At 38.4% G+C, this 12,753-nt stretch carries 8 protein-coding genes; all 8 read left to right on the forward strand.

Annotated elements, in window-relative coordinates; genetic code table 11:
* The first annotated feature begins 52 nt into the window (after positions 1 to 52).
* The 8 genes from CLOST_RS01805 to CLOST_RS01840 all read left to right on the forward strand — a co-directional run bounded on the left by CLOST_RS01805 (position 53) and on the right by CLOST_RS01840 (position 12,471).
* Positions 53 to 1,384: an NCS2 family permease gene (locus CLOST_RS01805; RefSeq protein ID WP_013360555.1), complete on the forward strand. Its 1,332-nt coding sequence runs from the start codon at positions 53 to 55 to the stop codon at positions 1,382 to 1,384.
* Positions 1,385 to 1,484: 100 nt separating this feature from the next.
* Positions 1,485 to 1,973 carry a 5-(carboxyamino)imidazole ribonucleotide mutase gene (gene purE, locus CLOST_RS01810; RefSeq protein ID WP_013360556.1) on the forward strand — a complete coding sequence of 163 codons (489 nt, stop codon included), beginning with the start codon at positions 1,485 to 1,487 and terminating at the stop codon, positions 1,971 to 1,973.
* A gap of 80 nt (positions 1,974 to 2,053) precedes the next feature.
* Positions 2,054 to 2,749, forward strand: coding sequence for a phosphoribosylaminoimidazolesuccinocarboxamide synthase (purC, locus tag CLOST_RS01815; RefSeq protein ID WP_013360557.1), 696 nt, complete (start codon positions 2,054 to 2,056; stop codon positions 2,747 to 2,749).
* Positions 2,750 to 2,751: 2 nt separating this feature from the next.
* Entirely contained in the window at positions 2,752 to 4,095 is a 1,344-nt protein-coding gene (gene purF / locus CLOST_RS01820; RefSeq protein ID WP_013360558.1) for an amidophosphoribosyltransferase, read from the forward strand.
* Positions 4,096 to 4,134: 39 nt separating this feature from the next.
* Positions 4,135 to 5,181, forward strand: coding sequence for a phosphoribosylformylglycinamidine cyclo-ligase (purM, locus tag CLOST_RS01825; RefSeq protein WP_041487073.1), 1,047 nt, complete (start codon positions 4,135 to 4,137; stop codon positions 5,179 to 5,181).
* A complete protein-coding gene (purN, locus tag CLOST_RS01830; protein ID WP_231853138.1) occupies positions 5,168 to 5,755 on the forward strand; it encodes a phosphoribosylglycinamide formyltransferase in 588 nt (195 codons plus the stop codon). The genes purM and purN overlap by 14 nt, the downstream gene beginning before the upstream one ends.
* Positions 5,756 to 5,861: 106 nt before the next feature.
* The gene (purH, locus tag CLOST_RS01835; protein WP_013360561.1) at positions 5,862 to 7,376 is read left to right on the forward strand and encodes a bifunctional phosphoribosylaminoimidazolecarboxamide formyltransferase/IMP cyclohydrolase; all 1,515 of its coding nucleotides are present in this window, start codon (positions 5,862 to 5,864) and stop codon (positions 7,374 to 7,376) included.
* A gap of 85 nt (positions 7,377 to 7,461) precedes the next feature.
* The gene (locus tag CLOST_RS01840) at positions 7,462 to 12,471 is read left to right on the forward strand and encodes a phosphoribosylformylglycinamidine synthase (protein ID WP_013360562.1); all 5,010 of its coding nucleotides are present in this window, start codon (positions 7,462 to 7,464) and stop codon (positions 12,469 to 12,471) included.
* Positions 12,472 to 12,753: the final 282 nt, after the last annotated feature.

Here is a 12,753-nt window from a genome sequence, read left to right on the forward strand (position 1 = left end):
GAGCAAGGTGGGCTCTCATGTTCATCATCATTCAAAATTCAGGAGGTATGAAATGGATATTGCAAATCAGGCACCAAAGGGCTTCTTAGAAAGAACCTTTAAGCTGTCGGAGCACAACACAGATGTGAAAACAGAAGTACTAGCAGGTATCACAACATTTATGACTATGGCGTACATATTGGTAGTAAACCCTATGATTCTTGCTGATGCAGGCATGGATAAAGGGGCGGTATTCGTAGCTACAGCACTTGCAGCAGCTATTGCGACTTTCGTTATGGGATTCTTAGCAAACTACCCTTTTGCACTGGCTCCAGGAATGGGACTAAATGCATTCTTTGCTTATACTGTTGTACTTGGTATGGGTTATACTTGGCAATTTGCACTTATGGCAGTATTTATTGAAGGTATTATCTTTATTATCTTAACATTCTTTAACGTCAGAGAAAAAATTATAGATGCCATACCGCTAGGACTTAAAAATGCAGTTAGTGCTGGTATCGGATTATTCATCGCATTTATCGGACTTGCAAATGTAGGAATCGTACAGGCTGGTGGAGCTATTCTTTCAGTAGGAAATCTTCGAGAGCCACTTATAGTACTTAGTTTATTCGGACTTTTAGTAACAGCAGGACTTCTTGCAAGAAACATTAAAGGAGCATTTTTAATAGGGATGCTAGTTACTACCGCAGTTGGTATGGTTACAGGTATTGTTGCTCTTCCTTCAGGATTTGCATCTGCACCTCCATCACTTAGCCCTATATTTGGAGCTTTTCTTCAAGCTGATAAAGCTCAGATATTTGGACCAGAAATGGCTATCATCGTATTTACTTTCTTATTCGTAGATTTATTTGATACAGTAGGATGCCTAGTAGGTCTTGCAGCAAAAACTGACATGCTAGACGAAAACGGCAAGCTTCCGAAAGCTAAGCAAGCTCTATTTGCAGATGCGATAGGAACTACAGCAGGAGCTATACTTGGAACTTCAACAGTAACTACATTTGTTGAAAGTGCATCAGGAATTTCTGAAGGCGGAAGAACAGGACTTACAGCAGTTGTTACAGGAATGCTTTTCATAGCTTCACTATTATTTTCACCTATCTTCATAGCGATTCCATCTCAAGCTACTGCTCCAGTACTTATTCTGGTTGGGGTAATGATGGCATCATCTATGCTGAAAATAGATTTCCACGATATGACAGAAGCTATTCCAGCTTTCTTAACTATCGTAATGATGCCTCTTGCATACTCTATAGCTGAAGGTATCTTGTTTGGAGTAGTATCATTTGCTATCATCAAACTGCTAGCAGGAAAAGGAAAGACAGTAACACCTGCATTATATGTACTTGCGGTATTGTTCATAGCAAAAGTAATACTAGCAGGCTAAACTAATTAAATACAAAATCCCACCTGATTCTCGAGGTGGGCTTTTTTTCACAAAAAATCTATGAAAATTAACTAATTTTGTAAATTTTGAGGAGGATGTTATGAAAGTATCTGTTGTTATGGGATCTGTATCTGATTTTGATTCATTAAAAGAAATGCTGGATTTTTTCAAAGAAATGGATATTGAGGTGAGCCTTAGAGCACTATCTGCTCACAGAACACCAGGAGAGCTTATAGAATATCTTACAGAAATGGAAAATGAAGTTGAAGTATTCATAGCAGCAGCAGGAAAAGCAGCTCACCTTCCAGGAGTAGTAGCATCAAAAACCTTAAAGCCAGTTATAGGTATTCCAGTAAAAGCTTCAACCCTTGATGGACTAGATGCTCTACTTTCAATAGTTCAGATGCCAAAAGGCGTCCCAGTAGCAACAGTTGCAATAGACGGTTCACTTAACGCAGGAATCCTTGCAGCTCAGATTATAGCGCTAAAGGATGAAAAAACAGCTACAAAATTAAAAGAATACAAAAACAAAATGAGACTAGAAGTTCTTTCTAAAGAACAAGACCTTTTAAAAAGCAAAGGGTACTAAAACTATATAATTACGAAATTGAGCGAGATTATTAATCTTTTAAACTATATTTTAAAATTATAATACTGGAGGAATATATTATGAAAATGTTATATGAAGGAAAAGCTAAACAGGTATTTTTAACAGAAAATCCAAATGAGTATATAGTTCACTATAAAGACGATGCAACAGCATTTAACGGAGAGAAAAAAGACCAGCTTGCAGGAAAAGGACAGCTTAACAATGCGATATCTAGTCACATTTTCACTATGCTTAATGAAAAAGGCATCAAAACTCACTTCATAAAGCAAATCGACGAAAGAGATATGCTAGTAAAAAAAGTAACTATTCTTCCGCTAGAGGTTATAATTAGAAATATAAGCGCAGGTTCTATGGCGAAAAGATTAGACCTAAAAGAAGGTATTGCATTTGAAACTCCGATCTTTGAATTTTGCTACAAAAGAGATGACCTAGGGGATCCATTAATAAACGATGATCATGCTATTGCACTAGGAATAGTTACTAGAGAAGAAGTAGAGTTTATCAAGCAAGAGACATTTAAAATAAATGAAATTCTTAAAGACTTTTTTATGAAAGCAAATCTAAAGCTTGTTGATTTCAAAATCGAATATGGAAAAACAGAAGACGGTGAGATTATCCTTGCAGATGAGATTTCTCCTGATACTTGCAGATTATGGGATAAGGATACAGATAAAAAGCTTGATAAGGATAGATTTAGAAGAGATTTAGGTTCTGTTATTGAAGGCTACCAAGAAGTATTAGAAAGGATTAAATAATTATGTGCGGAATCGTAGGGGTATATTCTAACGAACCAGTAGTAAGAGATTTATTTTATGCACTCAACACTCTTCAGCATAGAGGACAGGAAAGCTGCGGAATAGCAGTTTCAGATGACAAGGATATCAGCTGTCATAAAGGAATGGGACTAGTTCAAGAGGTATTTAGAGAAGAAAATATTCAAAACATGAACGGCAATATAGGAATAGGACATGTACGCTACTCTACAGCAGGAGGAAGCTACGAATATAACACTCAGCCACTGCTTGGATTTTCAAAAGGCAAGAGAATAGCAATCGCTCATAATGGAAACTTAATAAATAATCAACTACTTAAGACAAGACTAGAAGAAGATGGAATGATGTTCCAAACCACTATAGATTCAGAGGTTATTCTTTATCTTATATCTAGATACTACAATGGGAATATGCTAGATGCAGTTAAAAAAACTATGGACCTCATAAAAGGAGCCTACTCTCTTGTAGTAATGCTAAAAGACAAAATGGTAGCAGTAAGAGACCCATACGGCTTTAGACCACTAGTTATGGGAAGACGTGGAGATGACTACATCTTTGCTTCTGAGACAGGAGTAATAGATGTACTAGGTGGAGAATATATCAGAGATTTAGAGCCTGGAGAGATAGTAATAGTAAAAGACAATAAAATGGAGTCCCATATGTACGAGCACAAGGCTCCTATGTCGACTTGTATATTTGAGCATATTTATTTTGCTAGACCAGATGCAACAATAGATGGACTAAATGCTTACTCATTCAGAGTAAAAACAGGAGAAATCTTAGCAAAGGAAAGCCCAGTCGATGCAGATGTAATCGTTCCAGTTCCAGACTCAGGCTGGCCGGGAGCTATAGGTTTTTCAAGTAAATCTGGCATCCCTATAATGGAAGGGCTAGTAAAAAATCGCTACATGGGAAGAACCTTTATCAAGCCGACTCAAAGAGAACGTGAAATAGCAGTAAAACTAAAGCTAAACCCTATAGTAGATGTGGTAAAAGGAAAAAAAGTAGTACTGGTTGATGACTCAATAGTAAGAGGAACTACTTCTAAAAGATTAATAGAGAGCCTAAGAGCAGCAGGAGCAAAAGAGGTTCATATGAGAATCACATCTCCCCCAGTTACTCACTCATGCTATTTTGGAATAGATACTCCTAGAAGAAAAAACCTAATAGCAGCTCACAGCACAGTGCAGGAAATCTGTGACAATATAGGCGCTGATTCACTAGGCTTTATATCTATAGATGCCCTAAGAGAAGCGGCAGGACCAGAGTTTAAATTTTGCAAGGCTTGCTTTGATGGAAAGTATCCGCTTGACCCTTGCGTACTATAAATAATATTAAAAATACCTATTAAAAAATTGGAGGATATGATGGAAAAGTTAACCTATGCAGCATCAGGAGTCGATATTGACGAAGGCAATCGCGCCGTACAGCTAATGAAAAGCAAGGTAGCATCTACCTACACTAGCGCAGTGGTAGGAGATTTGGGAGCTTTTTCTGGAGGATTTTCATTAAAAGATTTTAAGCATATGGAAGAGCCTGTGCTACTTGCGGCTACAGACGGCGTGGGAACAAAGCTCATCATAGCTCAGATGATGGACAAGCACCACAGCGTAGGGCAAGACCTAGTTGCTATGTGTGTCAATGACCTTATTTGCCAAGGTGCAAAGCCACTATTTTTCTTAGATTACGTAGCTACAGGCAAAGTAAATGCAGAAAAAATAGCAAACATAGTTGGCGGAATAGCTGACGGCTGTAAGATGGCAGACTGCTCGCTAATAGGTGGAGAAACTGCAGAAATGCCTGATATGTACACGGAAGATGAATATGACCTAGCTGGGTTTGCAGTAGGGATAGCGGACAAAGCAAAAATTCTAGATGGCTCTAGAGTAAAAGAAGGAGATGTAGTTATAGGACTTGCATCTAGTGGACTGCACAGCAATGGCTACTCGCTAGCAAGAAAGCTTTTCTTTGACCATTTAGGACTAGGAATAAACGATAAGATAAATACTAGCATCAGAACTATAGGTGACTTACTTCTAGTACCTACTAAAATCTACGTAAAAACGATTATGGATATATTAGAAAAATATGATATCAAGGCTATAGCTCATATCACAGGTGGAGGACTTCTTGAAAACGTACCTAGAGTACTGCCAGATGACCTAGATGTATACATCAACAAAGGCTCATGGAATATGCCTGAGATATACAAAGAAATTCTAGCTCTAGACAAAATAGAAGAAAAAGAACTCTACAAAAGCTTTAACATGGGTATAGGAATGGTAGTAGTAGTAAACAAGGAAGAAGCAAAAACTATACTTGACCATATCAATGAAAATAGCTGGGACGACGCTTTTATCATCGGAACTGTAGAAAAAGGCAGTAAAAAGGTGATTTTAAATGGAAACATCTAAAGACCAGATGCAAAAATTAAAGCTAGCAGTTTTAGTCTCTGGTTCAGGAACAAATCTTCAGTCTCTTATAGATGCCCAGAAGGAAGGCTACTTTAATTCTGAAATAGCACTAGTCGTATCAAATAAAGCCTCAGCCTATGGACTGACAAGAGCAGAAAATGCTGGAATAAAAGCGCTAGTTATAAAGTCAGATAAAGAGCTACTAGATGCTCTGCTAGAAAATGAAATCGACCTAATAGTACTAGCTGGATATCTAAAAGTAATCAGCTCAGAGCTTATAAATGCTTACGAAAATAAAATAATAAACATCCATCCATCCCTGCTTCCAGAATATGGAGGTCATGGGATGTATGGGCTTTATGTTCACGAAAAAGTATTTGCTGACAAAAAAGACCAAACAGGAGCAACAGTTCACTATGTGACAGCCGAGGTGGATGAAGGACCGATTATAATTCAGAAAAAACTAATAGTAGACTACGATGTAATTAAATCTCCTGAAGAGCTTCAGAAAGCAGTGCTAGTAATAGAACATCAGATACTTAAAGAAGCTATAAAAATAATAGAAGAGCAATAATCAATATCATAACAAAGTAAATGACTATGAGTAAGTAAATAAAAACATGCAATAGTTATTTATAAGAAGTTTAACTAATTAAATTTTAAAATATACGAGGTGAGATATGAAGGCTCTAATAAGTGTAACTGACAAGACCGGAATTGCAGACTTTGCCCTTGGACTAGAAAAATTTGGCTATGAAATAGTATCTACTGGTGGAACTTTGAAAGTTTTACTAGACGCTGGAGTAAAAGCTATATCAATAGATGAGCTTACTGGATTTCCAGAAATGCTAGACGGAAGAGTTAAGACCCTTCACCCAAAGGTTCATGGAGGAATCCTACATATCAGAGCAAATGAAACCCATGTTGCTACAGTAAAAGAGCATGGAATCGACCCTATAGACATGGTAGTAGTAAACCTATACGATTTCGAAGGCACCCTAAAATCTGGCAAGCCTCACGATGAAATAGTAGAAAATATAGATATCGGTGGCCCATCAATGATTAGATCAGCTGCTAAAAACTATAAAGATGTAGCAGTAGTAACTGACCCGAAAGATTATCAAGAAATATTGGAAAGACTATCAAATAAAACTCTAGATGAAGCCTACAAAAGAAAACTAGCTTACAAAGCATTCTCGCTTACTGGATACTACGATGCCATGATAGGCAGATACTTTGCTGGGCTAGAAAATGAAACCTTCCCAGAAAGAACAGCTATAGGTTTACTAAAGGAATCATCTCTTCGCTACGGAGAAAACCCTCACCAAAACGCAGCAGTTTATGAGGATGCTATGACTACTAGCCTTATGACAGGCATGATTCAGCTTCATGGCAAGGAGCTTTCATTTAACAACCTAAACGACCTAAACACTGCTCTAGAGCTAGCTAGTGAATTTGAAGAGCCGGCTGTAGCAGTAATCAAACATGCAACTCCGTGTGCAGCAGCTATAGGAAGTACTATTTATGAAGCCTTTGTAAGAGCTTATGAAGCAGATAAAATGTCTATATTTGGCGGAATAGTAGCTATGAATAAAGAAATGGATGCAGAAACGGCAACTGCCATGGATGAAATTTTCCTAGAAATAGTTGCGGCGCCTTCATATAGTGAGCAGGCCCTAGAAATACTTAAGAAAAAGAAAAATCTAAGAATCCTAGTTATAAACTATAACAATAAAAAATCTGGACTAGATGTAAAATTCGCTAGCGGAAAAGTATTAATCCAAGAAACAGACAATCTAAACTGCGAAAAGCTAGAGACAGTTACAACTACTGCTCCTACTAAGGCTCAGCTAGATGATATGAAATTTGCCATGATAGTATGTAAACATGTGAAATCTAATGCTATAGTAATAGCAAAGGGCGGAGCAACAGTAGCTATCAGTGGTGGACAGACATCTAGAATCTGGGCACTTCAAAACGCCATCAGAAATAACCCAGACAAAGACTTTGCAGGATGCAGCCTAGCGTCTGATGCCTTCTTCCCATTTGATGACTGTGTGACCTTGTCAGCAGAGCATGGCATAGCAGCTATCATGCAGCCAGGTGGAGCAGGAAGAGATCAAGATAGCATAGATGCCTGCAACAAATCAGGAATAGCTATGGTATTTACAGGAACTCGTCACTTTAAACACTAGAATAAAATAGCCCATTGATGCAAATTTAGTGTCAATGGGCACTTATAACCTTGTCATATTCACAATAAAAACAGGAGGATAACCTATGAATATCCTAGTAATCGGGGGCGGAGCTAGAGAGCACGCTATCATCTACAAACTAAGTCAAAGCAGCAGAGCAGAAAAAATCTACGCAGCTCCAGGCAATGCAGGAATAGCTGAGCTAGCAAAATGCATAGACATTTCAGCAACAGATGTAGAGGGCTTAGTAGAATTTGCAAAAAATAACAGCATAGACCTTGTAATAGTTGGACCTGAGGATCCTCTTTGCATGGGAGTAGTAGATATACTCACAGCAGAGGGGATAAAGGTTTTTGGACCAGAAAAAGCCTCAGCTCAGCTAGAGGGTAGCAAAGCCTTTGCAAAAGAGTTCATGCTAAGAAATGAAATACCTACAGCTAGGTACATAAAGACTTCAGATATAAATCAAGCTATGCAGGCATTTGAAATGATGTTTACTAGCTCACCTTACGGCAAGGCAGTAATAAAAGCTGATGGACTCTGCGCAGGCAAAGGAGTAGTAGTAGCTGAGAGCCTAGAACAAGGCTTTGAATTTATAACTGAGGTACTGACAAATAAAATTTTTGGAGAAACTGAGCTAGTACTAGAAGAATACATCGAAGGCATAGAGGCATCCCTGCTTTGCTTTGTAGACCATAACACAATAGTAGCTATGCCTACAGCAAAAGACCACAAGAGAATCTACGAAGCTGAAAGAGGGCCAAACACTGGTGGAATGGGAACTTACTCGCCAAACCCTATAGCCCTAGCCTATCACGATGAGATGATAAAAGAGGTAGCTCAGGCATATCATAAGGGACTGCAAAAAGAAGGGCTTAGTTATAGAGGAATCATATTCTTTGGCTTCATGATTACTCCAGAGGGTATCAAGGTACTTGAATTTAACACTAGATTCGGAGATCCAGAAACTCAGTCCATATTAGTTAGATTAGAGACGGATTTACTAGAGATATTTGACATGGCAACCCAGGATAAACTAAATGAACTGGATATAAAATGGAGTGATGATCAGGCAGTAACCTTAGTTCTAGCATCAAAAGGCTATCCAGGAGCGTATGAAAAAGGAAAGCCTATAACTATAAAAGATAAAGCTATGATAGATAGCCTTGGAGTAGTATTTCACGCAGGAACAAAGCTTGATGGAAATACAGCTGTGACAAATGGAGGCAGAGTACTTAGCCTTACAGCAAAAGCCCCTACTCTAGATGAGGCTATGGAAAAAGCATATAAAATGGCAGAGCTTATTGATTTTGAAGGAAAAACCTACAGGAAGGATATCGGACCTATGGTAAAAAGAATCTATGTTCAGAAAAAAGCTGAGTTTGACATTGAAGGAGCTTCACTTGCAGCTCAGATTAAGGAAAGCCTAGGAATACATCTAGAATCAGTAAGCCCATATCAACGCTATGATATGCAAAACATAACTATAGATGAGATAAACAAAATATCAAAAACCATCCTCAGCGAGCCACCTGTAGATGATATATATATCCAAGAAGAGGCATTTGAAGTAGAAAAATCTATGACTAGCCCTATTGTTGTAGAGCTTCATAGAGGACAGTACGACCAAAGAGAAGATGGCCTGCTTCAGTCACTAGCAGTGGTGCTAGGAAAAGAAGATGTAAAAATCAGATGTGCTAGAGTCTATGACATCAAAGGTAAAGTTACAGCCAAAGAGCTGGAAAAAATCAAAGCCTACCTTATCAACCCAGTAGACCAGCAAGAAGGCAGCATGAAGCTTCCAAATCTATTAGAAGACGAGCAGCCTATCATCCAGACAAAAGCTGTGATAGATGGCTTTATAGCTATGGATGAGTCAGCTCTGTCAGATTTTCATGCAAAAAACGGCCTAGCTATGAAGCTAGAGGACCTAAAATATTTCCAAGATTATTTCAAAACTAAAGAAAATCGTGACCCTAGTGAAGTAGAGCTTGCAATGGTAGATACTTACTGGTCTGATCACTGTAGACATACTACATTTAACACAGTGCTAGAAAATGTAAGCTTTATATCCTCAGCAAATAAAGCTATTCAGCTAGCAGTGCTTCAGGCATACAAGGACTACCTAGACCTAAGAGAAAAAGCTCACAACAACGAAAAGCCACTCACTCTTATGGATATGGCTACCATAATGGCTAGATACATGAGAAAAAATGGCCAGCTAGATGACCTAGAGGTATCTGATGAAATCAATGCTTGCTCAGTAAAAATAAAAGTAAAAGTAAACGGTGAAGACCAAGATTACCTATTGATGTTCAAAAACGAAACTCACAACCATCCTACAGAGATAGAGCCTTTTGGTGGAGCTTCAACTTGCCTAGGTGGAGCTATAAGAGATCCATTATCTGGACGTTCATATGTATACCAGGCTATGAGAGTAACAGGCTCAGCAGACCCTAGAGAAGCAATAAGCGAAACACTAGAGGGCAAATTGCCACAGAGAAAAATAACTCAAGAAGCAGCTAGAGGCTACAGCGCATATGGAAACCAAATAGGACTTTGTACAGGCTTTGTAGATGAAGTTTATCACCCAGGCTTTAAAGCTAAAAGAATGGAAGTAGGCGCAGTAATAGGAGCGGCTCCTGCAGAAAACGTAATACGTAAACAGCCAGAATCTGGCGACATCATAGTATTAATCGGCGGAAGAACAGGAAGAGATGGAGTAGGTGGAGCTACAGGCTCGTCAAAAGAGCAAACAGAAAAATCTATAGAACTATCTTCAGCAGAAGTCCAAAAAGGTAATGCGCCATCTGAGCGTAAACTTCAAAGACTATTTAGAAATCCAAAAGCTGCTTCTCTAATCAAAAAATGTAATGACTTTGGAGCAGGTGGAGTATCAGTAGCAATAGGAGAGCTAGCAGATGGACTAGATATCAAGCTAGATAAAGTTCCACTAAAATACGCTGGACTTACACCAAAAGAAATAGCAATCTCAGAATCACAAGAGCGTATGGCTTGTGTGATATCGCCAGCTGATTTAGATGCATTTATGAAGCTGTGCCACGAGGAAAACATAGAGGCTACAGTAGTAGCTACAGTAACAGATACAAATAGACTAGTTATGACTTACAACAATGAAGTCATGGTAGATATAGATAGAACCTTCCTAGATAGTGCAGGAGTTACCTCATCTCAAGAAGTAGAAGTAGAAATTCCTTACACTCTAGATATGTTTGCAGAGACAGAAATTAAAGATATAGAAGCAGAGCTAAAATCTAGACTAGCAGACCTGAATGTATGTAGCAAAAAAGGTCTGATTCAAAGATTTGACAACACTATAGGAGCGGCTAGCGTGCTGATTCCTCTAGGTGGAGATTATCAGCTTACACCAGCTCAAGGTATGGCATGCAACATACCATCTCTAGATGGAGATACATCTACTGCTTCAGTTATGACCTATGGCTACAACCCATATCTATCTGAGCAGAGTCCATTTCATGGAGCTTACTATGCAGTGATAGAGTCAGTGAGCAAGATAGCAGCCCTAGGAGCACCAGTAGAAAAAACTAGACTATCACTCCAGGAATACTTTGAAAAGCTAGGCGAAGACAAGCGCAAATGGGGTAAGCCCCTATCTGCCCTTATAGGAGCTCTAAAAGTACAAAGAGAGCTGAATCTTCCTGCTATAGGTGGCAAAGACTCTATGTCAGGTACCTACAAAGACCTAAATGTACCTCCTACCTTGATATCATTTGCAGTATCATATCAAGACAGCGAAAAAATCATATCACAGGAGCTAAAAGAAGCAGGAAACACCATAGGCTTACTTTTCACTCCAGCTACAGAGGACAACCTGCTAGATATGGAAATGTACAAAGACAACCTAAATACACTAAAAGCTTTAGCCTTGGAGAATAAAATAAAATCAGCCTATGCAGTTACGCATGAAGGTATATTAGCTGGACTAACTAAAATGGCATTTGGAAACAACCTAGGAGTAAATCTAAATGCAGATTTAAAAGCAGATATGCTGTTTAAACCTCTATACGGCTCATTTGTAGTAGAGCTAGCTGAGGAAGATGCAAGAGTTATGACACTAGGAAAAGTAGAAAAAACTCCAGTTCTAAAAGTAGGAGCTAGTGTAGCTATAGAGCTAAAAGACCTTCAGGCTGCCTATGAAGAGCCACTTGAGTCTGTATTTGGAACCAAAAATCCAGCTCAAGAAACAGTAAAAACTGTATTTGAAGCTCAGTCAAAGCTAGAGGCAAAACCTAGTAAAGCAAAAACGAGCATTGCTCAGCCAAAGGTAGTAATCCCAGTATTCCCAGGAACAAACTGCGAATACGACAGTGCCTTTGCCTTTGAAAAAGCTGGAGCAAAAGCAACCATTCAGGTCCTTAGAAACCTAACACTAAAAGATATAGATGAATCTCTAAAGGAACTAGAAAAAACCATCAGAGAATCTCAGATTCTTATGATACCTGGAGGCTTTAGCTTAGGGGATGAACCAGATGGATCAGGTAAATTCATAGCGGCAGTGCTTAGCTCACCTAGAATCAGCGATGCAATAGCTCAGCTACTAGAAAAAAATGATGGCTTGATACTTGGAGTTTGCAACGGCTTCCAAGCACTTATAAAAACTGGACTTCTTCCATACGGTGAGATTAAGACACTTGATTCAGATGCACCTACACTTACTCATAACGCTATAGGAAGACATATGGCTCAGTTTATAAAAACAAAGGTAGTAGCTACAAACTCACCTTGGACTAGCCTATTAACTGAAGGAGATATCCATCAGATACCAGTATCTCATGGAGAAGGTAGACTAATCGGAAGCGAAGCAGTAATAAAACAGCTGTATGACAACCACCAGGTAGCCTTTCAGTATGTAGATGACTCTGGAAATCCTACGATGAAGCTACCATATAACCCAAATGGTTCTTACGGAGCAATAGAGGGCCTAGTAAGCCCATGCGGCAGAATCCTAGGCAAAATGGGACACACAGAAAGAGTTCAAAAAGGCCTCTTCAACAACTACAAAATAACTTCAAAACAACTACTATTTGAAGGCGGAACAACCTACTACAAATAACAAAATCATTAGGGACGGTTCTTTTTGATTTCCTCATAAGGAATCAAAAGGGACGGTTCTTTTTGATTTTAAAAAATTTAAGAAAACAATAAAATTAAATGGGAGTGGTCAAAAAGAACCGTCCCTCGTGATTTTTGGTTTGAAATTAACATAAATTACATATATAATTAAATTCATAAGACTATTGATTGAAAATTATGATAATATGGTAGAAAAGTTTCCAAAGGTTTGCAAAATCAATAGTAATAGTTTAAGCTATATATTATAACTTAATGATATTTA

It is taken from the genome of Acetoanaerobium sticklandii, from assembly GCF_000196455.1.
Lineage (GTDB): Bacteria > Bacillota > Clostridia > Peptostreptococcales > Filifactoraceae > Acetoanaerobium > Acetoanaerobium sticklandii.

Coding starts and splice junctions, on each gene's coding strand:
- CLOST_RS01805 (WP_013360555.1), top strand. CDS start 53: ATGGATATTGCAAATCAGGCACCAAAGGGCTTCTTAGAAAGAACCTTT.
- purE (WP_013360556.1), top strand. CDS start 1,485: ATGAAAGTATCTGTTGTTATGGGATCTGTATCTGATTTTGATTCATTA.
- purC (WP_013360557.1), top strand. CDS start 2,054: ATGAAAATGTTATATGAAGGAAAAGCTAAACAGGTATTTTTAACAGAA.
- purF (WP_013360558.1), top strand. CDS start 2,752: ATGTGCGGAATCGTAGGGGTATATTCTAACGAACCAGTAGTAAGAGAT.
- purM (WP_041487073.1), top strand. CDS start 4,135: ATGGAAAAGTTAACCTATGCAGCATCAGGAGTCGATATTGACGAAGGC.
- purN (WP_231853138.1), top strand. CDS start 5,168: ATGGAAACATCTAAAGACCAGATGCAAAAATTAAAGCTAGCAGTTTTA.
- purH (WP_013360561.1), top strand. CDS start 5,862: ATGAAGGCTCTAATAAGTGTAACTGACAAGACCGGAATTGCAGACTTT.
- CLOST_RS01840 (WP_013360562.1), top strand. CDS start 7,462: ATGAATATCCTAGTAATCGGGGGCGGAGCTAGAGAGCACGCTATCATC.